General features: G+C 62.9%; 23 protein-coding genes. 17 read left to right on the forward strand and 6 right to left on the reverse strand.

Annotated elements, in window-relative coordinates; all coding sequences use genetic code 11:
* The first annotated feature begins 228 nt into the window (after positions 1-228).
* From PAN31117_RS01345 to ptsP, 3 genes are all read left to right on the forward strand, one after another.
* Positions 229-642: a PTS sugar transporter subunit IIA gene (locus PAN31117_RS01345; protein WP_046290624.1), complete on the forward strand. Its 414-nt coding sequence runs from the start codon at positions 229-231 to the stop codon at positions 640-642.
* A gap of 3 nt (positions 643-645) precedes the next feature.
* Positions 646-915, forward strand: a complete 270-nt coding sequence (locus PAN31117_RS01350) for an HPr family phosphocarrier protein (RefSeq protein ID WP_046290625.1) — start codon at positions 646-648, stop codon at positions 913-915.
* A 69-nt stretch (positions 916-984) separates the two neighbouring features.
* The gene (gene ptsP, locus PAN31117_RS01355) at positions 985-2721 is read left to right on the forward strand and encodes a phosphoenolpyruvate--protein phosphotransferase (protein ID WP_150736606.1); all 1737 of its coding nucleotides are present in this window, start codon (positions 985-987) and stop codon (positions 2719-2721) included.
* 142 nt (positions 2722-2863) lie between these two features.
* Here the strand turns inward: ptsP and PAN31117_RS01360 are convergent, their stop codons facing one another.
* The 3 genes from PAN31117_RS01360 to gpmA form a co-directional block, all read right to left on the reverse strand.
* On the reverse strand, positions 2864-3616 hold the full coding sequence (locus tag PAN31117_RS01360) for a HesA/MoeB/ThiF family protein (RefSeq protein WP_150736607.1): 753 nt from the start codon (positions 3614-3616) through the stop codon (positions 2864-2866).
* Positions 3617-3686: 70 nt separating this feature from the next.
* Positions 3687-5243: a S41 family peptidase gene (locus PAN31117_RS01365; RefSeq protein WP_150736608.1), complete on the reverse strand. Its 1557-nt coding sequence runs from the start codon at positions 5241-5243 to the stop codon at positions 3687-3689.
* 540 nt (positions 5244-5783) lie between these two features.
* Positions 5784-6530, reverse strand: a complete 747-nt coding sequence (gene gpmA, locus PAN31117_RS01370; protein ID WP_039395373.1) for a 2,3-diphosphoglycerate-dependent phosphoglycerate mutase — start codon at positions 6528-6530, stop codon at positions 5784-5786.
* Positions 6531-6762: 232 nt separating this feature from the next.
* Between gpmA and PAN31117_RS01375 the strand changes: the two genes are divergently transcribed.
* The 5 genes from PAN31117_RS01375 (at position 6763) to PAN31117_RS01395 (ending at position 9776) form a co-directional block, all read left to right on the forward strand.
* Entirely contained in the window at positions 6763-7170 is a 408-nt protein-coding gene (locus PAN31117_RS01375; RefSeq protein WP_039395376.1) for a rhodanese-like domain-containing protein, read from the forward strand.
* Between the two features lie 16 nt (positions 7171-7186).
* Entirely contained in the window at positions 7187-7447 is a 261-nt protein-coding gene (gene grxC / locus PAN31117_RS01380) for a glutaredoxin 3 (RefSeq protein WP_150736609.1), read from the forward strand.
* A 65-nt stretch (positions 7448-7512) separates the two neighbouring features.
* Positions 7513-8019 (forward strand): protein-export chaperone SecB, encoded by a 507-nt coding sequence (gene secB, locus PAN31117_RS01385; protein WP_039395381.1) that lies wholly within the window; start codon positions 7513-7515, stop codon positions 8017-8019.
* A gap of 65 nt (positions 8020-8084) precedes the next feature.
* Entirely contained in the window at positions 8085-9104 is a 1020-nt protein-coding gene (locus PAN31117_RS01390; protein ID WP_150736610.1) for an NAD(P)H-dependent glycerol-3-phosphate dehydrogenase, read from the forward strand.
* A gap of 129 nt (positions 9105-9233) precedes the next feature.
* On the forward strand, positions 9234-9776 hold the full coding sequence (locus PAN31117_RS01395; protein WP_150736611.1) for an O-acetyl-ADP-ribose deacetylase: 543 nt from the start codon (positions 9234-9236) through the stop codon (positions 9774-9776).
* Here the strand turns inward: PAN31117_RS01395 and trmL are convergent.
* Together trmL and PAN31117_RS01405 are read right to left on the reverse strand one after the other, a co-directional pair.
* Positions 9758-10228, reverse strand: a complete 471-nt coding sequence (gene trmL / locus PAN31117_RS01400) for a tRNA (uridine(34)/cytosine(34)/5-carboxymethylaminomethyluridine(34)-2'-O)-methyltransferase TrmL (RefSeq protein WP_150736612.1) — start codon at positions 10226-10228, stop codon at positions 9758-9760. The two genes, PAN31117_RS01395 and trmL, sit on opposite strands and share 19 nt — an antisense overlap.
* Positions 10229-10239: 11 nt before the next feature.
* The gene (locus tag PAN31117_RS01405; RefSeq protein ID WP_150736613.1) at positions 10240-10785 is read right to left on the reverse strand and encodes a ComF family protein; all 546 of its coding nucleotides are present in this window, start codon (positions 10783-10785) and stop codon (positions 10240-10242) included.
* Between the two features lie 516 nt (positions 10786-11301).
* Between PAN31117_RS01405 and PAN31117_RS01410 the strand changes: the two genes are divergently transcribed.
* From PAN31117_RS01410 to PAN31117_RS01450, 9 genes are all read left to right on the forward strand, one after another.
* Entirely contained in the window at positions 11302-12222 is a 921-nt protein-coding gene (locus PAN31117_RS01410; protein ID WP_150736614.1) for a methyltransferase domain-containing protein, read from the forward strand.
* Between the two features lie 270 nt (positions 12223-12492).
* On the forward strand, positions 12493-13596 hold the full coding sequence (gene sbnA, locus PAN31117_RS01415; RefSeq protein WP_150736615.1) for a 2,3-diaminopropionate biosynthesis protein SbnA: 1104 nt from the start codon (positions 12493-12495) through the stop codon (positions 13594-13596).
* Entirely contained in the window at positions 13593-14627 is a 1035-nt protein-coding gene (gene sbnB, locus PAN31117_RS01420; RefSeq protein ID WP_150736616.1) for a 2,3-diaminopropionate biosynthesis protein SbnB, read from the forward strand. The genes sbnA and sbnB overlap by 4 nt, the downstream gene beginning before the upstream one ends.
* Entirely contained in the window at positions 14624-16105 is a 1482-nt protein-coding gene (locus PAN31117_RS01425) for an adenylosuccinate synthetase (RefSeq protein WP_150736617.1), read from the forward strand. Before sbnB ends, PAN31117_RS01425 begins: the two co-directional genes overlap by 4 nt.
* The gene (locus tag PAN31117_RS01430) at positions 16095-17057 is read left to right on the forward strand and encodes a diiron oxygenase (RefSeq protein WP_150736618.1); all 963 of its coding nucleotides are present in this window, start codon (positions 16095-16097) and stop codon (positions 17055-17057) included. The genes PAN31117_RS01425 and PAN31117_RS01430 overlap by 11 nt, the downstream gene beginning before the upstream one ends.
* A gap of 147 nt (positions 17058-17204) precedes the next feature.
* Entirely contained in the window at positions 17205-18218 is a 1014-nt protein-coding gene (locus PAN31117_RS01435) for an ornithine carbamoyltransferase (RefSeq protein WP_150736619.1), read from the forward strand.
* Complete coding sequence (locus tag PAN31117_RS01440) at positions 18215-19486, forward strand: threonine synthase (protein ID WP_150736620.1); 1272 nt, start codon at positions 18215-18217, stop codon at positions 19484-19486. The genes PAN31117_RS01435 and PAN31117_RS01440 overlap by 4 nt, the downstream gene beginning before the upstream one ends.
* Positions 19483-20451: an FAD-dependent oxidoreductase gene (locus PAN31117_RS01445; protein WP_174990754.1), complete on the forward strand. Its 969-nt coding sequence runs from the start codon at positions 19483-19485 to the stop codon at positions 20449-20451. The genes PAN31117_RS01440 and PAN31117_RS01445 overlap by 4 nt, the downstream gene beginning before the upstream one ends.
* A gap of 57 nt (positions 20452-20508) precedes the next feature.
* On the forward strand, positions 20509-21153 hold the full coding sequence (locus PAN31117_RS01450) for a flavin reductase family protein (RefSeq protein WP_150736622.1): 645 nt from the start codon (positions 20509-20511) through the stop codon (positions 21151-21153).
* Here PAN31117_RS01450 and PAN31117_RS01455 read toward each other — a convergent pair.
* Complete coding sequence (locus PAN31117_RS01455) at positions 21104-22018, reverse strand: autoinducer binding domain-containing protein (RefSeq protein WP_174990756.1); 915 nt, start codon at positions 22016-22018, stop codon at positions 21104-21106. The genes PAN31117_RS01450 and PAN31117_RS01455 overlap by 50 nt on opposite strands.
* Positions 22019-22609 lie beyond the last annotated feature (591 nt).

The following is a 22609-nucleotide window of genomic DNA, read 5'->3' on the forward strand; positions in this document are numbered from 1 at the left end:
TGGATCGTGGCAACGCGCGGCGACGCGCGGAATTGCCGCACAGAACTTGCGTTATTTGGACCGGCCCTGCGGAGAACCCGCTTGGGACGGTCCCTAACCCGATGAAATTTCAGGGTTAATTCGGGATTTTGGCGCGCCTGCTAAAATAAGAATCCCAAAATCGACAGGTTCGCGTTCGTCGTTGTGTTTGTATCCCGAACATCCACGGCGCCCGGCGTGCCTAGCATCATGGCTGGAATTCTGATCATTGCCCACGCACCGCTCGCTTCGGCGCTTCGCGAGTGCGTTTCGCACATCTACGGCGGTTGTCCGTCGCGCATCGGCGCGATCGACGTAGTCCCCGACCAGGACACGGCGGCGCTCGTAGACGTCGCAAAGGAACGCCTCGCGCAATTGCGCGAAGAGAACGGCGTGCTGGTCCTCACCGACTTGTTTGGCGCAACGCCGTCGAATGTGGCGGCACAACTGGTGGGGCCGAAAGTGCGCGTGCTCGCGGGGGTCAACCTGTCGATGCTCATCAAAGCGGTGTGCTACCGCTCGGTGCCGCTCGATACGCTGGCGGAGAAGGTGCTTTCGGGCGGATCTAAAGGTATTCTGGAAGTCGGCGCGGGTGCGCCGGCCACACACACTACGTCACACTGAAACATGCTTCGACAAGAAACGACGATCGTAAATAAATTGGGCTTACATGCCCGGGCATCCGCAAAGCTGACGCAACTGGCGGCGAAATTTCAGAGTGAGGTCTGGCTGACCCGGAACGGTCGGCGTATCAACGCGAAGAGCATCATGGGCGTCATGATGCTGGCGGCCGGCATCGGCTCGACGGTGGAAGTCGAGACCGAAGGCTCGGATGAGGCTCAGGCCATGAAGGAAATCCTCGACCTCATCGCGAACAAGTTCGGCGAAGGGGAATAAGGCGTCTCGAACGACAGCAACACACACAGAATTCGGTCGAATCACCGCCTCTGAACTGGGGAGACTTCCTTGTCTTTCACCCTACACGGCATTCCCGTTTCCCGCGGCATCGCGATCGGACGCGCTTATTTGCTCGCGCCCGCTACGCTCGATGTCCCGCACTACCTGCTCGATCCCAGCCAGATCGATGACGAAGTCGCGCGCTTCCAAAGCGCTCAGGCGACTGTCCAGCAGGAACTCGACACACTCAAGGAAGAACTGCCCGATGACGCGCCCGGCGAGATGGGCGCGTTTCTCGATGTTCACTCCCTGATTCTGAACGACACGCTGCTGGTCGACGCCGTCGTCAAACTCATTCGCGAGCGTCGCTACAACGCGGAGTGGGCGCTGACGACGCAACTCGAAGTGCTCGTCGCGCGCTTTGAGGACATCGAAGACGAGTATCTGCGCGAGCGTCGCGCCGACATCGAACAAGTCACGGAGCGTGTGCTCAAGGCACTGGCCGGCGCGCCCGGCATTCGCCACGTCGTGGCCGAGACGCCGCGCGACGACATGATCGTCGTGGCCCGCGACATCGCCCCGGCGGACATGCTGCAATTCAAATCGCAGACGTTCAAGGGGTTCGTCACGGACCTCGGCGGCAAGACGTCGCATACCGCCATCGTTGCCCGAAGTCTCGGCATTCCGGCTGCGGTCGGCGTGGCGCAGGCGAGTCTGCTCGTCAAGCAAGACGACGTCATCATCATCGACGGCGATCACGGCATCGTCATCGTCGACCCGGCGCCGATCGTGCTCGAAGAGTACAGCTACCGACAAAGCGAGCGCGCGCTGGAAGAGCGTCGCTTGCAGCGCCTGAAGCACTCCCCGGCGCAAACCATTGACGGCACGCCCATCGAGCTGTTCGCCAACATCGAATTGCCGGAAGACGCCAAGACGGCCGTCGACGCGGGCGCGGTCGGCGTGGGCCTGTTTCGCACCGAGTTCCTCTTCATGAATGAGGAGGAAGCGCCGGAGGAAGAGGCTCAGTTCGAGGCGTACAAGCGCGCGGTGGAGGCGATGCACGGTCTGCCGCTCACGATCCGGACCATCGACGTGGGGGCCGACAAGCCGCTCGACAGCCACGAGACGTACGAAACCGCGCCGAACCCAGCGTTGGGACTGCGCGCGATTCGCTGGAGTCTGTCGGAGCCGCGCATGTTCCTCACGCAATTGCGCGCGATTCTGCGAGCATCGGCGTTCGGCAAGGTGCAGATTCTGTTCCCGATGCTGGCCCACGCGCAGGAAATCGATCAGACGCTCGAACTCGTGCGCGAAGCGAAAGCGCAGCTCGACGCCGCCGGTCTGCTCTACGACCCGAACGTGAAGCTCGGCGCGATGATCGAGGTGCCGGCCGCCGCCCTCACCGTGCCCATGTTCCTGAAGCGGCTCGACTTCCTGTCCATCGGCACGAACGACCTGATTCAGTACACGCTGGCGATCGACCGCGCCGACAATGCCGTCGCGCATTTGTACGACCCGTTGCACCCGGCGGTCTTGCGCCTCATCGCCATGACGATTCGCGAGGCGCACGCGTTCGGTGTGCCGGTCGCCGTCTGCGGTGAAATGGCGGGAGATCCGACGGCGACGCGTCTGCTGCTCGGCATGGGGTTGCGCGAGTTTTCGATGCACCCGAGTCAGTTGCTTCAGGTCAAGCAGGAGATTCTGCGCGCGCATCTGCCGGATCTGGAGCGGCCGGTGCAGGAACTGCTCGCGGCGACCGAGCCTGAGGAAATGCAGGCCGCGCTGGCGAGACTTGCGGTGGCCTGATCGGCCGACGTGCGTCGCACAACGCAAAAGCGGACGCTCCCGTGAGGAAGCGTCCGCTTTTGCTTTTTCGCTGATCGATGGTGAGGCGCGAGGCCGAAATTTAGGACGACGCCGGACGCGTCCTCAGCCATTCCCCAAGCAATTAGTGCCGCTGTCCGCAGACTTTACATTCCGGATTGCGGGCGCAATGCATGGTGTGCCAACTCATCTTGCGGCCGTCGAGCATCTGAAGACGGCCCACCAGCGGCGTGCCGATGCCGGTGATCAGCTTGATAGCCTCGGCGGCCTGCATGCTGCCGATGATGCCGACGAGCGGTGCGAGCACGCCCATCGTGGCGCAGGCTTGCTCGGGGAACGGTTCGTCCGCAGGGAAGATGCACTCATAGCAGGGCGACGCGTCGTTGCGCACGTCGAATACGCTGATCTGCCCATCGAAGCGCAGCGCGGCTCCCGAGACCAACGGCACACCGGCAGCGACGCAGGCGCGGTTGACGGCGTGACGCGTAGCGAAGTTGTCCGAGCCGTCGAGCACGACGGTGGCACCGCGCGCGAGTGTCGTCAGGCGGGCTTCGTCCACGCGTTCGTTGACGACGTCGACGACCACGCCCGGGTTGATGCGCGCGATGCGCTCGCGACCGGATTCAACCTTCGGCTGTCCGACGCTCTGCGTATCGTGAAGAATCTGGCGTTGCAGGTTGGTGAGATCGACGGTGTCGTCGTCGATCAGCGTGATGTGTCCGACGCCTGACGCTGCGAGATAGAGCGCCGCAGGCGAGCCGAGACCGCCCGCGCCGACGATGACCGCGTGCGCGGCAAGCAGACGCTCCTGACCCTCGATACCGAGTTCGTCGAGCAGGATATGGCGGGAGTAACGCAGCAGCTGATCGTCGTTCATCGCAAAACGGAAAGGGATAAAAAAACCGTGCCGGCTTTCGCGGGCACGGTTTGTAGTGTAAAGCCGTTGCTTATTTCTTGTCCGCAGGCTTGGCCGGCACGACGGTGTCCGTCTTCGCATCCGTCTTGGCACCGGCAGCCGGTGCTGCGGCCTTCGAGGCGTCCTTCGGCAGCGGGCCGGCGTTGGCTTCGAGACGTGACTTCGTGCGCTGGACCGGCTCGCCCTTGATCTGGTGAACGGCCTGCTGGAGCATGAAGTCGTCGGCGCTACCCAGATCCGGCAGACGTTCTTCGCGCTCCTTCTTGCGCTCGTCCGGCGTCTTCTTCGCGTTCTCTTCTTCGAGGCGGCGCAGTTCTTCCAGACGGCGAGCTTCGCGTGCGTCGATTTCCTTCTGCTCGTCAGGCGTTTGCGTATTGTGCAGGTGGTTCTGGTAATCGATTTCGCGCGTGACCAGCACGTCGTCCGGATCGCCCTTCGGATTCTGGTCGACCGGCACGTCCGGCTTGATGCCGATGGACTGGATCGAGCGGCCGCTCGGCGTGTAGTAGTACGCCGTGGTCAGACGCAGAGCCGTGTCCGGGCCCATCTGGCGCACGGTCTGGACTGAGCCCTTGCCGAACGTCGTCTTGCCCATGATGATGGCGCGCTTCGAATCTTGCAGTGCGCCGGCCACGATTTCCGACGCGGATGCCGAGTAAGCGTTCACCAGCACGACCATCGGCACCGTCTTCCAGATCGGAGCTTCGCCCTTGAGCGGATCTTCCGGGCTGGCCGACAGACGGTAGTTGTCGAAGGTCGCCTTGTACGTCTGCTTGGCGTCTTCGATCTGACCGTTGGTGGACACGACCACCGCGCCTTCCTTCAGGAACGCAGCGGACACGCCGACAGCCGACTGGAGAATGCCGCCGCCGTTGTTACGCAGGTCGAGGATCAGGCCCTTGAGCGGCTGGTCCTTGGCCAGTTCCTGGAGCTTCTTGGCCAGATCCGGCACGGTGCGTTCCTGGAAGCTGGTGATGCGCACGTAACCGATACCCGGTTCGAGCAGCTTGCCCTTGATGCTCTGGACACGAATCTCGGCGCGCACGATCGAGACCGGGAACGTGCGCTCTTCCGACTTGCGGAAGATCGTCAGCGTGACCTTGCTGCCCGGGGCGCCGCGCATGCGTTTGACCGCCTGATCGAGCGTCATGCCGCGCACGGGCTTGTCGTCGATACGGGTGATCAGGTCGCCCGGCTTAAGGCCAGCCTTGAACGCGGGGCTGTCTTCGATCGGGGAAATCACCTTCACGAGGCCGTCTTCCTGCGAGATCTCGATACCGAGACCCGCGAAACGGCCACGCGTCTGTTCCTGGAGTTCTTTGTACTCTTCCTTGTCGAGATACGACGAATGCGGATCGAGGCTCGACACCATCCCCTTGATGGCAGCGGTCAGCAACTTCTTGTCGTCGACCGGCTGCACATATTCGCGCTTGATCTGGCCGAACACTTCAGCCAGCAGACGAAGCTGTTCGAGCGGCAACGGCGTGGTAGCGCTTTGGGCGGATGCCTGCGAGAACGCGAGGGTGGCAGCCGCACCGGTCGCGAGGCCCAGCACGATCAGGCCGATGTGTTTGAGGGTTTGGCGCATATAGGCGTGGAATTCCCGGAATTTTGGGGCGCACGCCAATGGGCGCGCGCACTTTGGCGAAGTATAACCGTTTGCCCGCGGGCGGGACATTGCCCATTCGACAGGGACTTTTCCGGAGTGGTTCTACGAAAAGTTCCGTTCCGGGCGATGTTGTACGGCGAATTTCGTCGAACGTCGCCCGATAGTGTGTCGCTTTCGCCGGTGGGACGTGCCCGAGCCAAGGATCGCCTGACCGCGTGCAGACGCAGGAAGCGTGCGGAAATCGTGTTACCGCGTATTACGGAAGCCGACGAACGCGGGGGAAAACCGGCGGCAACGCGCGGGGATTCTCCCAAGCGATTGGCGATGTCGGAACGTGTGCCCGCAGAAAGCGGAGATTGCAGTGAGCGCGGAGACCGTCTGCGTGGCGCGTGCGGAGTGATGCGTGTGAAGCGAGCGGGCGTGCGGCGAGATGGCAGGAAGATGGCGAGAATGCCAGGGAGTGGGCTGCGACGCCCGCCCGAAAGCGTGCGTCGCAGCCGTCAGCACGTTAGCCGGGACTTACTTCGACTTGCCCTGCGCCGCGACGGCAGCCAGTGCGCCGGCGATCTTGTCCTGATCGCCCAGATAGTAATGACGGATCGGCTTGAGATCGGCGTCCAGTTCATACACGAGCGGCGTGCCGTTCGGGATGTTCAGGCCCGCGATGTCGTCGTCCGAAATATTGTCGAGGTGCTTGATGAGGGCACGCAGCGAGTTGCCATGCGCGGCAACCAGCACTTGCTTGCCTGCGCGCACGGCCGGAGCGATCGACTCGTTCCACAGCGGCAGCACGCGCGCCACGGTGTCCTTCAGGCACTCGGTGAGCGGAATCTCTTCACGCTTGAGCTTGGCGTAACGCGGATCGTTGTACGAGCTGCGTTCGTCATCTGCTGCCAGCGGCGGCGGCGGCGTGTCGTAGCTGCGACGCCACACGTGTACCTGATCGTCGCCGTACTTCGCGGCCGTCTCAGCTTTGTTCAGGCCAGCGAGCGCACCGTAGTGACGTTCATTCAGACGCCAGCTGTGCACCACTGGAATCCACATCTGGTCCATTGCGTCCTGCACGTGCCAGAGCGTGCGGATCGCGCGCTTGAGCACAGACGTGTAGGCGAGATCGAATTTGAAACCGGCTTCGGCGAGCAGATTGCCGGCCTGGCTGGCTTCGGCGACGCCCTTTTCGGTCAGGTCGACGTCGACCCATCCCGTGAAGCGGTTTTCTTTGTTCCACGTCGATTCGCCGTGGCGGATGAGAACGAGCTTGTACATGAGCAAACTTCAGTCAGAGTAGGAAAGCGGGGGCAGCCGAAGGGGGCGGGGCAGTTCGTCGCATCGGGTGGAGCCAGGCCCAGTAAGGGTTTGGCGTCACTTCGCGGTGACATTCGGGGCTCCGCAAAGGGAGCTGACGACGCCCGGCGCAACGATTGGCAACGAGACCCGTCGGCGCAATCACGGAATATTTTATAATGATCGGATTCTTTTGATATTTTTCAGGTGGTTTGTGAAGTTCTTTGCCGATTACACCAACCTCGCGCTGATCGCCATCGCCCTCGTTTCGGGCGGCATGCTGGCCTGGCCGGTATTCAAGCGCGGCGGTCGCGGTCTGTCGACCGTGGAAGCAACCCAGCTCATTAACCGTAAGGGCGCAGTGGTGCTCGACGTGCGCACGGCTGAGGAATTTGCCGCTGGCCACCTGCCGTCTGCACGTAACGTGCCGCTCGACGACGTGGAGCAAAAGGTCGCGGGCGTCATCAAGAACAAGGCGGCTCCGGTTCTGATCGTATGCAAGAGCGGCCAACGCTCGGCGCGCGCTCAGACGCTCCTTCGCAATCTTGGTTATGCTGAGGCGTTCAGCCTTCAGGGCGGTGTCGCCGCCTGGCAGGAAGCCGGTTTGCCGGTGATCAAGTAATCAAGGAGTTGCAGTCATGCCGAAGATCGTGATGTACAGCACGCAAGTGTGCCCGTATTGCCAGATGGCCGAGCGCCTGCTGCGTCAGCGCGGTGTTCAGGAGATCGAGAAGATCCTGATCGACAAAGAGCCGGCTCGCCGCGAAGAAATGATGTCGCGTACGGGGCGTCGCACCGTGCCGCAAATTTACATCGACGAGCGTCATATTGGCGGTTACGACGATCTGTCGGCACTCGATCGTGCCGGTGGTCTCGCTCCGCTCTTGCAAGCTGCCTGATACCGCCTGCAAAATAGTCGCCCAGCCGCGTGATTGCGCGGCTGTCTCAATTCCAAGGAAATGAAATGTCCGACCAGAATCAGCCGTTTTTCAGCATCCAGCGCGCCTACCTGAAAGATCTGTCGCTCGAGCAGCCGAATTCGCCCGCGATCTTCCTCGAGCAGGAGATGCCGACCGTTGAAGTGCAGTTGGACGTCGCCGCCGAGCGCCTGGCCGAGGAAATCTTCGAAGTCGCCGTGATCGCCACGGTGACGGCCAAGATCAAGGACAAGGTGGCCTTCCTGGTCGAAGGTAAGCAAGCCGGGATTTTCGAAATCCGCAACGTGCCGGTCGAGCAGCTCGATCCGCTCATCGGCATCGCCTGCCCGACGATCGTCTACCCGTACCTGCGCGCCAATGTGGCCGACACCATCAGCCGCGCTGGCTTCCAGCCGATCCATCTGGCCGAAGTGAACTTCCAGGCGCTGTACGAGCAACGTCTGGCACAACTGGCCGAGCAGCAAGCGGCCAACGGCGAGACGCCGGCCCCGGGCATTGTGATGCCTGACGGCTCGTCCGCCCAGACCCACTAAGCGTTTGCGCTGCTTCGACGCCGTGGCCGGTACACGCTGACCGGCCGCTGCGTCGAGATTTCCACATGAAAATTGCAGTATTCGGTGCAGGTGCCTGGGGCACCGCGATGGCGAGTCATATGGCAACACGCCATGACGTCGTCCTGTGGGCGCGCGACGCCGCGCTCGTGACGCAACTGGCCGCCACGCACGAGAATTCCGCTTACCTTCCCGGTTCCCCGTTGACTCCCCGTCTGCGTTTCGAAAGCGATTTCGAGACGGCGATGGCGCATGGCTGCGGCGAGCATGCGTTGTGCGTGGCCGCCGTCCCGGTCGCCGGGTTGCGCGCACTGGCCGGCCATATGGCCAAGGCCATCGATGCGCCGAAAAACCTCATCTGGCTGTGCAAGGGTTTTGAAGCGGACACCGGCCTGCTGCCGCACCAGATTGTGTCAGACGTTTTTCCTGCCGTTGCTGGCGGTTCGCTCTCCGGGCCGAGTTTCGCGCGTGAAGTCGCCAAGGGCTTGCCCGCCGCGCTGACGATTGCGAGCACCGTCCCGTCCCTTTGCGAATTGACGATCGCGGCGTGCCACTTCGGTGCGTTGCGTATTTATTCGAGTGACGATCTTGTCGGCGTCGAAGTCGGTGGAGCCGTAAAAAACGTACTCGCGATTGCGACGGGCGTGAGCGATGGGCTCGGTCTGGGTCTTAACGCCCGCGCGGCGCTGATTACACGCGGTCTGGCTGAAATGACCCGGCTGGGCGTTGCGCTGGGTGGCAAGCCCGAGACGTTCATGGGGCTGACCGGCATGGGCGACCTGATTCTGACCGCTACCGGCGATCTGTCACGTAACCGCACTGTGGGTTTGCAGCTCGCGTCGGGCAAGTCGCTGGATGAGGTGTTGGCCGCGTTGGGCCATGTTGCCGAAGGCGTACGATGTGCGCGTGCGGTGCGCGATCTTGCCCGTGCGCATGGCGTCGAAATGCCGATTACGGACGCCGTTTGTGCGACGCTGTTCGATGGGCTTCCCGCGCGTGCTGCGGTGGAAGCGTTGCTACGTCGCGACGCCCGCGCAGAGCGCGAAGACGACGCCTCGCAGGACTGAGCGCAGCATTCGCAGCACATCGAAGTTTTGCCGGACTTTCCGGTCGTTCGTCTGAGCGCGAACCGCCGGAAGGTCGTTCCCCTGCCACGGCCTTTGGCCGTCGGCCCTCGCTACAAGGGAGAGATACCCATGTCGCAAGTTGCCCGCCCTCATCGTCACCTGCACGCTTCGCAGGGCGACATCACGCAATCCACGCTCGATGCCATCGTCAATGCCGCGAACGAATCGCTGCTGGGCGGCGGTGGCGTCGACGGTGCAATTCACCGCGCCGCAGGTCCGGAACTTCTGGACGCTTGCCGCATGCTTCACGGTTGCCTGACCGGTCAAGCGAAGCTCACGCCGGGTTTTCGTCTCAAGGCAAAGTTCGTGATTCACACCGTGGGCCCGGTGTGGCATGGCGGCGCGGACGACGAACCCGCACAACTCGCGAGTTGCTACCGTGAAAGCTTGCGTCTGGCGGCCGAGCAAGGGTGCCGAAGCGTGGCGTTCCCCGCGATCAGTTGTGGCGTCTACGGCTACCCGCCGGAGCTTGCGGTGCCGCTCGCGGTCTTCACTGTGAGCGACGCGTTGCCCCATTTCCCCGGCATCGAACACGTTGAATTCGTGTGCTTCGACGCGGCGATGTTCGCGCTGTATCGGCGCGAACTCGAGAATCAGGACCCGCCAGCGTAATCCTGCTGACGCCACGCTTCGAAAACGACGACAGCGACGGTATTCGAGAGATTGAGACTCCGGTTGCCGGGACGCATCGGCAGACGCACACGTTGCGTCATGGCAAACGTGTCGAGCAGGGCCGGGTCCAGTCCCCGTGTTTCGGAACCGAAGACGAACCAGTCGCCCGGCGCAAACGACAACTCGCCGAAGGGACGCGATCCGCGTGTGGTCAGTGCGAACATGCGCGCCGGGTCGGGCGCTTCGGCGGCGAGAAAAGCGGCCCAATCCCGATGCACTTTCATCTCTGCGTACTCGTGATAGTCGAGCCCGGCGCGTCGCATGCGTGCGTCGTCGAGCGGAAATCCGAGCGGCTCGATCAGATGCAGCCGGGCACCCGTATTGGCGCACAGACGGATGACGTTGCCGGTGTTCGGCGGGATTTCAGGCGAGACGAGAACGACGTTGAACATGAGCTTGGGGACTAATTTATTGAGTGAGCTGAAGGCGGCGTGCGCAACACAACCGCTGCGAGGACGTGTGCGGCACCCGCACGCTTGAGCGCTGCGGCCGCGGCGTGGCAGGTGGCACCGGTGGTCATCACGTCGTCGATCAGCACGACGTGGCGGCCCTCAATGCGCTCGCTGGCGACAAAGACGTCACGCAGATTGCGCTGGCGTGCGTCACGCGACAACCGACGCTGCGCCAGTGTTGTTCGCTCCCGGTGAAGCATCCCGACGCAGGCTGGCAGACGTGCCCGCCGCGCCGCAACGCGCGCCAACTCCCATGCCTGATTGAAGCCGCGCGAGGCCAGCCGCGAGGGTGCCAGGGGTACGGGCACAACAAGTGGCTTGGCGTCCCGATGACGGTTTGCCGGGACGACGTCTTTCAAAGCATCGCCGAGGCGTTCGCCGAATTCCCGTGCAAGCGGCAGGGCTCCGCGGTATTTCAGACGAATCATCAGCATATCGAGCGGCGGAACGTAGTCTGCGAGCGTCAGCGTGGCGTCGAACGCGGGCCGGTCGTGCACGCATTGTCCGCAGAGGGCGGATGTTGGGGTGCGACAAATTGTCGCATCATCCGCCGTTGGTGCAACCGTTCCGTCCAATGCCAGCACTGGGGGCAACAAAGCGACAGCACATCGTGCGCAGCGTGGTCTGGCGTCGGGTTGGCTCGCGTCGAATGCCGTCGCGCAAGCGTCGCAGATCTGCCTCGGCGCTCGTCGCCGACAAATCGCGCAATGATCGGGCAACGCAATGCGCAGCAACCCGCTCGCTAGCCGAGCCGGCGTCAGGAGGAGCGAAGAGAGGATGGGCACGGCGAATATCCGAGATGAAAAGCAGAGGGCGATGGACCGATATAGCTGATTTAACAGGCGCGTGGAGTGGATGTGGTGCGGGCGATGGCGTCGACGACGCTCGCGGCACAGCGTGGATGAGAACAACGTTCCGCAGCATCCACCTGGCACCCACCGTGGCCAAACGACCGTGTCCGATGCGTTCCGACAGCAGCGAGTATACTGCCGACTCGCCTTTTCGCCTGTTCCATGAAGCCTTCCGACGCCCCCCAAAACCCGTCCTCTGCGTTCTCCGCACGCTTTTTGCGCACTGCGTTCGACCGTCGCGCGCCGAACTGGCAGGACGCCGATTTCCTGATGCGGGAGGTGGCGTCGCGACTCGCGAGCCGGCTCGATTACATCAAGCTCAAACCCAAGCGTGTCCTGGACGTGGGGTGTGGCACCGGCGGTGATCTGCAAAGCTTCGGCGAACGATATCCCGATGCATACCGTGTGGGCCTAGACGCCTCGTTCGGCATGGCGAAGGCTGCTTCGGCGGCTGGCGCGACAACCGGCTGGCGACGTCTGCTGCGTAGCGCTCCCCCCTACGGGGTCGTTCAGGCCGATTTTGCTGCGCTGCCGTTTGCGTCGCGTACCTTCGATCTCGTGTGGTCGAACCTTGCGCTCCATTGGTACCGTGAACCGCATCGCGTGATCCCCGAGTGGCACCGCGTGCTGACGACGGACGGATTGCTGATGTTCTCGGCTTACGGTCCCGACACGCTGCGCGAGTTGCGTGCCGCATGGGCGGAAGTCGATGGCCTTCCGCACGCGCTGGAACCGACGGATATGCACGATCTGGGCGACATGATGGTGGCGAGCGGATTCGATACGCCCGTGACCGACATGGAGCGTCTGACGCTGACGTTCGAATCGCCGGAGACGTTGCTGCGCGACGTTCGCCTGCTTGGGGTGAATCCGCAGCCCGAGCGTCGTCAGGGATTGACGGGGCGGGCGCGACTTGCGGCATTGCGAGCGGCGCTGGAGCGCCAGCGTGGCCCCGACGGCACGATCGCACTGACGTTCGAACTCGTTTACGGTCACGCCTGGAAGATCCCCGAGAAGACCGACGCCGCAGGCAATGCTGTCGTGCGTCTTCAGGATATCGGTCGCGGCGGCCGTCCTCGCTAAGCGCCTTTTCGTTCCTCTCGTCAGCACCGCATCGGCGGCGTTCCGCCGATGCCGAAGTCTCTCCCACGCCCTTGCATCACGCCACGTGATATGTCGCGTGATGCACCGCCGCAGCTTGCGTCCTACACGACTTTGCAGGTGTTCTGCGCTCGTCCGGTTCGCTTAAATGACGCTTCACGGCGTGATTGAGCGCAGGGCATAGAAGGCATCCCTCCCTGCGCCTCTTCACGCACAAGCGTTGCTTGCGGGCGAATACTCGGGAGGTGGGCGGTGGGCTTTCAACACGAAACGTTATCGGTACGGCAAGACGTCGAACGTACGCAATGCGACGGGTCGCGTCATGCAGCCGCGTCCAAGGCGCTTCGTATCGATGGCGAGTTCCTTCGCCCGACCGTCCCCGTCTTCACGGCCATCGATGGCTTGTGCGCGGCCACTGTTCACCTGAAGCTGGAGGGGTTGAACGCCGCAGGTTCCGTCAAGCTCAAGACGGCGCTGCAACTTATCGACGACCTTGAAACTACCCATCGGATTCGGCCCGGCACTCAGATCGTGGAGTCTTCATCGGGCAATCTCGGCGTGGCGCTGGCGATGGTCTGTGCCAATCGCGGCTACCGATTCACGTGCGTGACAGACCCCAACACGTCGCGGCAGGCCATCCGGGCGATGCAGGCGGTCGGTGCGCGAGTCGTGCGCGTCGACCTCCGCGACGCACAGGGTGGCTATCTCGCAACGCGCATCGCGTGGATTCGGGAGCAAGTCGCGCGCGATCCGCAGTGCATCTGGGTCAATCAGTATGCGAATCCAGCCAACTGGCGCGCGCACTTCCGGTGGACAGCGCCGGAAATTTTCTCGGCCTACCCGGACGTCGATCACCTGTTCATCGGCGCCGGGACGACCGGCACGTTGATGGGCTGTCTTCACTATGTCCGCGCACGTCGGTTACGAACGCGCGTGGTCGCCGTCGATGCAGTGGGGTCCGTCACGTTTGGTGGCCCCCCTGGGCCGCGCTTTATTCCGGGGCTTGGCACCAGTTGCAGGCCACCGCTCAGCGAGCTTTCGGACTCGGGACCGCCGGACGCCATCGTCCATGTTCGCGAATCCGACGCCTTGCGCATGTGCCACACGCTGGCGCGACGAGGGCTGCTGGCTGGCGGGTCGACGGGGAGCGTGCTCCATGCCGTTCAGGCTTCGATCGCAGACATCGCTGCGAGCGATACCGTCGTCGCCATCGCGCCCGACATGGGGGAGAAGTATCTCGACACGCTTTACGACGGTGACTGGGCTGCGGCGTGTTTCGGCGACATGCCGGGCGTATCCGGCGTATCCGGCACTACCGCCGCTTCCATCGAAACCGTTGCACCGTCGCTGTCATGAACGCACGCCCCATTCCGCAATTCCGCGTGTTCACGGGCGAGCAGATCGACACGGCCGTTCGCCACGGAAGGCGCGCCATTCTCGACACCGTCGAAGCTGCGTATCGCGCGCATCACGAGGGCCATACCGTGAACCCGGAAAGCCAGTTTCTCCGGTTTCCCGACGCGCAGCGCAATCGCATCATCGCGCTGCCGGCGCACATTCGCGGGCGTGGCGAAGACCGCGAGAGCGTGACCGGTATCAAATGGATTTCGAGTTTCCCGGAAAACATCGAGCGCGGCATGCCGAGGGCGTCTGCGGTGCTGATCCTCAACGATGCAGCGACGGGATACCCGATGGCCTGCATGGAGGCGAGCATCATCAGCGCGGCACGCACGGCGGCGAGCGCCATCAGCGCGCTTCGATGTCTCGCGCGCGATGACTTCTCTCGTCCGCGGCGAGTGGCGCTCATCGGGGCAGGGGTGATTGCGCGTCATGTCGCCGAGTGTTTGCCATTGGCGGAACTGAGCATCGGAGACGTCACGGTCCATGACCTGAACATCGGATATGCCGAGGCGCTTTCCCGCCGAATCGAAAAGCAAATCGGGTTGAACGCTCGCGCCGAAGTGTCGCTGGAAATTGCGATACGCGATTCGGACGTGATCGTTTTAACGACCACGGCGGCGTCTCCGCATATTGAAGACCCCGGATGGTTTGCACACTGTCCGATCGTGTTGCATCTGTCGTTGCGGGATCTCGCGCCATCGATTGTCATGGCGTCGCACAACGTGGTCGACGACATCGACCATTGCTTGCGCGCCTCGACGTCGCTTCATCTCACCGAAATCGCGACCGGCCATCGGCGCTTCGTCACGACATCACTGCCGCACCTGCTGTGCGGCGGTGAGCCGCCGATGCGTAATCGGCCCATCGTGTTTTCTCCTTTCGGACTTGGCATTCTCGACATCGCCGTCGGTCGCTGGGTCTACGAGTGCCTGGCTGCCGAGCAGGCCCCCGTCCCCCGTTTCTTCTTTGACTTGCACCGCGCATGACCATAGCTTCCACCGCCTCCTTTAGTTCCTCGTCATCACCGGATCAACACGCTTCGCTCGCTGCCGAAGGGTTCGCGGACGTCCTCGTCGGACTGCAATATGGCGACGAGGGTAAGGCGAAAATCATCGACGCCCTCGCACCGGGGTACGACGTCGTTGCCCGCTTCAACGGTGGAGCCAACGCGGGCCACACCATCGACACACCGCAAGGACGCATCGCGCTGAAGCAGTTGCCGTCCGGTGTATTTCATCCTCATACCACGCTGTATATCGGGTCGGGTTGTGCCATCAATCCGTGGAAGTTGGCGGATGAGATTGGGCTACTGCGCGAGATGGGTATCGCCCTCGAAGGGCGGCTTCATATCAGCGCACGCGCGGCATTGGTGCAGCCGCATCACATTGCGATGGATCGCCGCAATGGCGACACGATTGGCACGACCGGCAACGGTATTGGCCCGTGCTACGCAGACCGCGCCTTGCGGGTTCGTAACGATATGCGCGTCAATCTGATGCTCGGCGACCTGATCGCGAACGAGTCCGAGGCTGTGGGTTCGATGCGAAACATTTTCACGCACATGGTCAACGCGGAGGGCGGCACCTCGCCGTGGATGGCCGAAATGTCCGATCTGTTAAGGGACCTGCCTCGGGTGGCAGCGTCTTTGCGGCCTTACATCCAGGTGGATCGTGGATGGCTTACGAATCGTGTCAGGGCGGGCGCGAGCGTGTTGTTTGAAGGCGCGCAGTCGGTGCTGCTCGACGTGGTCGAGGGAAGTCAGCCCTATGTCACATCGAGCCACACGGTGCCAGCCTACGCGTATGTGGGGGGCGATCTTTCGCCGAAGTACCACCGGCAGACAATCGGCGTGGCCAAAGCCATCATGTCGCGCGTAGGGCGTGGGCCATTTCCTTCGGAGCTTGGCGGAGAGCGCTCCGCAAAGTACTGTCACGATGCGTCGCAGTCCCGCATCGGAAAAGCAGAGGAGCAGTCATGTTTCTCCGCCGACACGTTGCTTCGCTCCAGCGATCCATTCGACGTGGGCACGGCGCTTCGCATGCTCACAGCAGAGTACGGAACAGGCACGGGGCGGCCGCGGCGTATCGGCATGCTCGATCTCGCTCAGTTGAGAGACGTCATCCGAACACACGCCGTGGACTGCGTGTATCTCAATAAGGTGGACTGTCTCGCGCACTTCGCAAAGTCGACGTATCAAGGCGTGCCGATGCGGGTGCATCGCGATGTCCTGACAGTGGATGCCATGCCGGATGTACTGATCTATCCCGGGCTGACGGAGCAATCGCTCGATCAGGCACGGAAAGGGACGCTGGATGCCACGATGCACGGCTTTGTCGACTTCGTCGAGCGTCACATCGGGGCACCTTTGGCCGGGCTCGGGCTCGGGCCTGAGCGCGCCAGTCTCGTGCCGCTGGCGCCGCATCCAATAGCACCCGTCGCGTCATCGATGCCACATGACGCCTAAGCAGGCCGGCATCGGCGCATATGGTGTCTCGGGCGGACACGGTGCAGTCGCATTCGAGCGCAAACCCTGGCGAGACGTTGCGGCAGTCACTCGCTGTGCTACGGAGTTGCCGTTTCCGCCGTTGCTCCCCGGACATCTGTTTTTCAATGTGTCGCTCATGCCATATGCGACGCATCCGTTGGTCTGCGCGCAAGGTCAGGCGGCGCGGCAGCGGTTGAGTGCACTGCGTCTCGAAGACTATCTGAACAAAACGGAGCGTGTCGAGTTGTTCATCGTCAACCGGGCCATTGAGCAGATGCTCGATAGGGATGACATCACGGCGGTGAGTCGCGACGATTTGCTGGCGATCTACACGGACGAAGGCTTTCACACCTGGATGATGGAGCGCTTCCGTTTGCAGATGCTACGCGTGGCGGGGCATGTCATGGAGAAGGGGAGCTCTCGGGGCGTCGGGCGAGTACTGGCTTTATGCGAATCGGTTTCGCCCGCGTATGCGGGCATCGCAAGCATTGCCGCTGCGACCGTGACGGAGACGCTGATCACCGGAACGTTGCGTCAGGCGGGCGCGGGCGACGAGATCTACCCGCCGGTGCGCACGTTGCTGTCGGAGCATGGTGCGGATGAGATGCGGCATCAGGCAGCGTTCGTTCGTTTTGCGAGCGAGTGGGTGCCTGGGCTTTCGATCGACGAGCGCGAATGCCTCGATCAACTGTTGCCGGAGCTGATGATGGCATTTCTCGCGCCCGAGATCGAGACGTGGCGCGAACACCTCTGTGTCATTGGGCTCGGCGAAATTGAGGCCGATCAGGTGCTGCTCGATAGCGTCGATCCGTTGGCGGTTGGCGTGCAGATGATGGAGGCCGCGCGGGTACCACGTCGTCTTTTCGAGCGCCTGGGACTGTCATGCGCAGAACGGTTTGCACAACAGGCGAGCCGGTGGCGGCCACCTTGACGGTGTGGAACCAGGGGTCGTAAGCGCGAAGTCTGCGCAGTGCGAATGCGAAGGTGGAAGCAGGGTTGAATCACGGCTAAATCTCGATTGAAGGACGGCGATCAGGAGGGACATGTGACGTGTCATTGGCTTGCGCCCGATTTGACGATGAGTGCCCCGGACTACCGGGCGTTGCTGAGTGCGGCGCTGTCGTTCAAGCGTCGATATCCCCTGCACACCGAGGGGGCGCTTCGTGACAGGACGATCTACTTTCTCTTCTACAACGCGTCGCTGCGCACGCGTAGCAGCTTCCAGACGGGACTGGCGAGATTGGGGGGGAACGCCATCGTCCTGGATCCACACACGGGGATTTATACGCCGGCGCTTCCTGACGCGGAGATCCCCTACACGACGGAGCGTGTGGCCGACGTCGCGCGGGTGCTGTCGTCTTACGGCGACGCGATAGCGATTCGCATGTACGGCGCCCCCGCTGGCTGGGTGTACGGCGCGGCGCACCGGCATCTCGAAGCGTTCGCCGAGTGGAGCAAGGTGCCGGTCATCAACATGGAGTGCGACCGGTTTCATCCGTGTCAGGCGCTCGCGGATGTCATGACGCTACGTGAACAACTGGACGGACTCACCGGGCGCAAGCTGTGTATCAGCTGGGCTTATTCGGGAAGTTGGCATAAACCTGTGGCGGTGCCGCAAAGTCTGTTGCTCGCCGCCGTCAAGACAGGGATGGACGTGACGCTCGCCTATCCACCGCCGTTCGCACTCGACTCTCAGGTCATGGCGGCCGCCGCGCAGTTTGCCGGGCAGACGGGGGCGCGAGTTCGCGTGACGCATGATTTGCGCGATGGCGTGACCGACGCGCACGCCGTCTACGCCAAGTCGTGGTGCAGCCTCAATCACTTGCCGAAACACTCGGGAGAGGGCGTCGACGAAACGGGCATGCGGGCGGCCTTCGAACGGCATCGAGATTGGTGCGTGGACACAGACATCATGCGGCTGGCCGAGCCGAATGCTGGCTATCTCCACTGCTTGCCGGTGGACCGGGGACAGGAGGTGTCGGATGACGTCGTGGAAAGCCCGGCGTCGTGGGTGTTCCAACAAGCAGCCAACCGGCTGCATGCGCAAAACGCCGTAATGGCGCATCTGTTGAATCCGGGGAGTCTAACTTGACGCCGTCGTTCTCTTATCGCTATACCTGCGTGCGCTGCGCGACCCCGCAGGCATGGGGGGCGATTCGCTATCGATGCCACGTGTGTGGTCAGAACTTGCGAATCCAGCGCAAGGCGGATGCAGACTCGCCGTCGGCGATGGATATCGTGACGATGTTCCGGGAAAGTGAAACGGAAGGCATGTGGCGGTACGTCGCCTTGTTACCCGTCGAAGCGCATTGGGGCAGCCGCCTACGTGTCGGCGGAACCCCCTTGATCGATTGCGGGGACGACGGCGGCGTCCTGCTTCGGATCAAGGACGAAGCGCGCAATCCCAGCGGCTCGCTCAAGGACCGGGCCACCGAGCTGGTGCTGGCTGTCGCAAAACGCGCCGGGTGCGAGGGGGCGGTGACGGCCTCGACCGGCAACGCCGGGGCGTCGCTTGCGTGCATCGCCGCCGCGCAGGCAATGGCGGCAACGGTCGTGGTGCCCGCCAGTACGCCCTTCGCGAAGCTTGCGCAGATTCGAGCGTACGGCGCGAACGTCTGCGAGATCGGGGGCACTTATGACGACGCCTTTGAGATTGCCGAACGCATGGCCGACGACGCACTCGTGTGTTGTCGGAACACTGGCGTGAATCCGTTCACGCGTGAGGGCAAGAAGACATGTGCCTACGAGATCGCCGAAGCGATGGCCTGGCGTGTCCCCGACTGGGTCATCGTACCGACGGGCGACGGCAATATTCTGTCGGGCATCGCGGCGGGATTTCTCGACTTGTTTGCGCTGGGTATCACCTCGGCAATTCCGCGCCTGATGGCCGCACAGGCCAACAGCGCCGACAGCATCTCGCGCGACTGGACGACGCACGACGAGACCGCGGCGTTGCCGGTGTCGCCCACTGCCGTTACGCCGAACACGGTGGCCGACAGTCTTTCGGTCAGCCGACCGCGGGACCACTTTGCTGCGCTGCACGCCCTCAGAGCCACGCGCGGCACCTGTGTGGTGGTGAACGATGAGTGCATCGCTGCCGCGTCGCGTACGCTCGCACAGCGTTTCGGTCTTTGGTATGAACCGTCGACGGCGGCAGGCTACGCCGCGTTGCAAGCGAGTCTCACCAGTGGGCGTATCCATAAGGGGGCGGAAGTGGTGTTGCTTGGCACCGGCAGCGGACTGAAATCACCGCAATGCTTCGATGACGTGACCCGGCCACCGGCTTGCACGTTGGCGGTGCTGCCGGAGGGACATGCGCCGGGCGACCACGGTCCGTTGCATCGTGGGGCATGCCCATGAGCGCGATGCCGGGCATGGACGTCATCGTCGTAGGCGCGGGTGTGAGCGGCCTGACGACGGCAGTGGCGATGTCACTCGCAGGTCGTCGCGTCGCCATTTTCGCGGCTGAGGGGCCATCGCAAACGACGTCGGCGTTGGCGGCGGCGATCTGGCATCCGTTCTATCAGGCCCCGGATCTCGTCTATCTCTCTCGCGCGCGGCACACGTATGCAGCGATGCATCGATTGTCGTCGGATGCATCGTCCGGGGTGAGCATGAGGCCATTGACCGAATATTTTCGACGCGACGCTGGCGTGCCCTGGTGGGCAGAATGCGCCAGCGGTCTGTGTCGGGTACCCCAGGCGCGTGTGCCATCGCGCTTCGCCTGCGCGTACCGCATGGACGTGCCGGTCGCCGTCGCCACGACTTACCTGCGTTATCTGATGAACATGTTCCTTGAACTTGGTGGCCGGTTCGTGCTGCGCCGCATCGAGGATCCTGCTGCGTTGCTCGACGAGGTAGAGATCGTAGTGAATTGCTGCGGCTTCGGCAGCCGCCAATTCGGCGACAACGCCCTGTCGCTGTCGCGGGCCGTTGTGTTGCGTGCCGCGCGTGACGACGCTGTGCAAGGATGTTTCATCGATGACTCGGATCCTTTCGCGCCGACGTACATCGTCGAGCGCGACGACGACATCGTACTCGGCGGTACGGCAGAACCCGACCTGACATCCACGGTCATCGGGCAACACCAGATCGATGACGTCGTTCATCGCTGCACACGACTTTGCGAGGGCGTTGCGGCCCTGCGTGTCATCGATGCGCGCGTCGGGTTTCGACCGATGCGTCATTCTCCACGAGTTGTCAGGGACGAGCGTAACGCGCGCTTACTGCACAACTATGGACACGGAGGTGGAGGCTTCACCTTGTCATGGGGATGCGCGAACGACATCGTTCGACTCGCGGGCGAGGTGCCGAGCGAAGCGTGAGCACTCTCGCACCGTGCTTGTCACGCACGATTCAATGCAACCGTGTAAGGAGACCCGATGGAACTGGATCCGGCGACGCTGGACGAGGCGCGCATCTACAACTTCATGATGAGCACGATTCTCCCGCGTCCGATTGCGTGGGTGAGTACGGTCGATGCGCTGGGGCGATCGAACCTCGCGCCGTACGCGTACTTCATGGGCGTGTGCTGTGTGCCGATGACGGTGCTGTTCTGTCCTGTGGTGCCGCCGCAGCCGAGACGAAAGAAAGATACGCTGCACAACGTCGAGGCGGTGCCGGAGTTCGTCGTGAATGTGGCGAGCACCTCTTGCATCGATGCCGTGAATCTCTCGGCCGCGCCTTTGCCACCCGGGGAGTCGGAATTCGACCTCACGGGCATGACGCCGGTGCCGTCTGCGCGTGTGCGGCCCCCGCGCGTTCGGGAGGCGTCCGTCGCCTTCGAGTGCGAGGTGCGCGACATCATCGAGATCAGCGCTGCCCCCGGCGGCGGATGGGTTGTGCTCGGCACGGTACTCGCCGCGCACGTAGACGACGCGCTGCTCGATCCCGTCACCTGTCATGTCGACCTGCATGCCCTCAGCCCGGTGGGGCGTCTTGGCGGTGGCTCGTTCGTGAATGCCGCTACCGATACGTTCACGTTGACACGCTACAAGACGCTTGCCGATCTTGCGTCGCGAAAGTGATCTCCCTGACCTTCGCGTGCTGCGGCAACGCGACATCGTCGAGTAGTCCGTAGTCGCTTGCCATCTTCGCGGCGCGATGGCGGCTCGATACGTCGAACTTGCGCATGGCGCTACGCAGATGGAAGACGACGCCATGTTCGGAGAGCGTGAGGATGCGACCAATTTCCCACGACGTCTTGCCGCACGCCACCCATCTCAAGCACTCGCGCTCGCGCGGCGTCAGTGCTGGCGCATAGAGACGGGCCGCATCGCACTGCACGATACGCCACACGGCTTCGTGCACATGGGCCGCGAGCACGACGCCGGCATGCGACGCCCACACATGTGCGCTCGAATCGCCGACGTCATGCGTTGGCCGCGCGTAGTAGCGTGCATCGTGGCGACCCTGAGGCTGTGCGTGATGCTGTGCCGACGGGCGAGCGCAATGCGCGGGGCGTCTCGGTGACGACAGACTCAATGTGCCAGATGCCCCCGATGGCGTGAAGACCGGATACGTGATGCCGAAGCGCAACCCGGCGGCGCGCTGTTCGTCGAGCAATTGTCGGGCCTCGGCGGACGCGTACAACCCGGCCGTCCATTCCACCGGTGTGAGCTGCCGGGCAGCGAGCGAGAGGACAGGGTCGACGGCGTCGTAGCGTTGCGCGTCATAACGTTGCTGCCACACACGGGGCAGATTGCCGAGGCGCGGTGTTGCGAAACGGCCATCGGGCAATGCGAAGTGGCCGCGATAGCTGAAGTAGCGCTGGCCGAGCGCGCTGCAAAGCGAGGGGAGCAGCGTGTGGAGGGCGTCGAAGCCGGTGGCGTCCTGCAGGGCGCTCAGACCGTCGGCAAACGAGCGAGGAGAGAGAAGGCGCGTGGCTCGCATGGCAAAGCGATGTAGGGAACATGTTTCGCTTGTAGCATGCGTCTGATGGCAGTGCGCATCGCGCTTCGCTGCAACGTGCGTGGTCCGTGAGTCGCGATGCCAAAGCGACACCGGGTGAAAGCTCGGGGCAAAGTCCCTTGATGACGCGGTGTCGCCACAGTATCGAGGCCTCGGACGAGGGCGCGACATAACGTCGCACGCGAAATCCGGCACAGCGCCTACTGTTGATGGATATCGGACGAATCCCGCATCGCAACGAAGCCCTCGATGCGAAGACGAGGTGGTGACGAGTCGCTGACGTGTCGTTCGAATGTGTCGGTTGGCAGGGTATTCAGGACACCGCAACGAGTCGCCGTGTGTTGCAATGTGTCAAACGTGCGACGCATAGGGAGTATCCCGTAGTCGCTCGGCCGTTGGGATTTTCGGCTAGGGGAATAACCGGATTTCCCTTTTGCATCAATGAGTTCAGGAGGATGCTATGGCGCGCCAAATACTCGGTATCAATGTTGTCGCTTCGAGAATGCGCGTTCTATAATGCGGCAGTTTGTCGCGGCCCGGACGCAACTAGTTCCCGGCCGTCGGACATGAAAG

This window comes from Pandoraea anapnoica (assembly GCF_902459765.1).
In the GTDB taxonomy this organism is placed as follows: domain Bacteria; phylum Pseudomonadota; class Gammaproteobacteria; order Burkholderiales; family Burkholderiaceae; genus Pandoraea; species Pandoraea anapnoica.

What these genes read in the sequence shown, in the direction of transcription:
- PAN31117_RS01345 (WP_046290624.1), top strand. Translation starts at nt 229, where the DNA reads ATGGCTGGAATTCTGATCATTGCCCACGCACCGCTCGCTTCGGCGCTT.
- PAN31117_RS01350 (WP_046290625.1), top strand. Translation starts at nt 646, where the DNA reads ATGCTTCGACAAGAAACGACGATCGTAAATAAATTGGGCTTACATGCC.
- PAN31117_RS01360 (WP_150736607.1), bottom strand. Translation starts at nt 3,616, where the DNA reads ATGAACGACGATCAGCTGCTGCGTTACTCCCGCCATATCCTGCTCGAC.
- PAN31117_RS01365 (WP_150736608.1), bottom strand. Translation starts at nt 5,243, where the DNA reads ATGCGCCAAACCCTCAAACACATCGGCCTGATCGTGCTGGGCCTCGCG.
- gpmA (WP_039395373.1), bottom strand. Translation starts at nt 6,530, where the DNA reads ATGTACAAGCTCGTTCTCATCCGCCACGGCGAATCGACGTGGAACAAA.
- grxC (WP_150736609.1), top strand. Translation starts at nt 7,187, where the DNA reads ATGCCGAAGATCGTGATGTACAGCACGCAAGTGTGCCCGTATTGCCAG.
- secB (WP_039395381.1), top strand. Translation starts at nt 7,513, where the DNA reads ATGTCCGACCAGAATCAGCCGTTTTTCAGCATCCAGCGCGCCTACCTG.
- PAN31117_RS01390 (WP_150736610.1), top strand. Translation starts at nt 8,085, where the DNA reads ATGAAAATTGCAGTATTCGGTGCAGGTGCCTGGGGCACCGCGATGGCG.
- PAN31117_RS01395 (WP_150736611.1), top strand. Translation starts at nt 9,234, where the DNA reads ATGTCGCAAGTTGCCCGCCCTCATCGTCACCTGCACGCTTCGCAGGGC.
- trmL (WP_150736612.1), bottom strand. Translation starts at nt 10,228, where the DNA reads ATGTTCAACGTCGTTCTCGTCTCGCCTGAAATCCCGCCGAACACCGGC.
- PAN31117_RS01410 (WP_150736614.1), top strand. Translation starts at nt 11,302, where the DNA reads ATGAAGCCTTCCGACGCCCCCCAAAACCCGTCCTCTGCGTTCTCCGCA.
- sbnB (WP_150736616.1), top strand. Translation starts at nt 13,593, where the DNA reads ATGAACGCACGCCCCATTCCGCAATTCCGCGTGTTCACGGGCGAGCAG.
- PAN31117_RS01425 (WP_150736617.1), top strand. Translation starts at nt 14,624, where the DNA reads ATGACCATAGCTTCCACCGCCTCCTTTAGTTCCTCGTCATCACCGGAT.
- PAN31117_RS01430 (WP_150736618.1), top strand. Translation starts at nt 16,095, where the DNA reads ATGACGCCTAAGCAGGCCGGCATCGGCGCATATGGTGTCTCGGGCGGA.
- PAN31117_RS01435 (WP_150736619.1), top strand. Translation starts at nt 17,205, where the DNA reads ATGAGTGCCCCGGACTACCGGGCGTTGCTGAGTGCGGCGCTGTCGTTC.
- PAN31117_RS01445 (WP_174990754.1), top strand. Translation starts at nt 19,483, where the DNA reads ATGAGCGCGATGCCGGGCATGGACGTCATCGTCGTAGGCGCGGGTGTG.
- PAN31117_RS01450 (WP_150736622.1), top strand. Translation starts at nt 20,509, where the DNA reads ATGGAACTGGATCCGGCGACGCTGGACGAGGCGCGCATCTACAACTTC.
- PAN31117_RS01455 (WP_174990756.1), bottom strand. Translation starts at nt 22,018, where the DNA reads ATGCGAGCCACGCGCCTTCTCTCTCCTCGCTCGTTTGCCGACGGTCTG.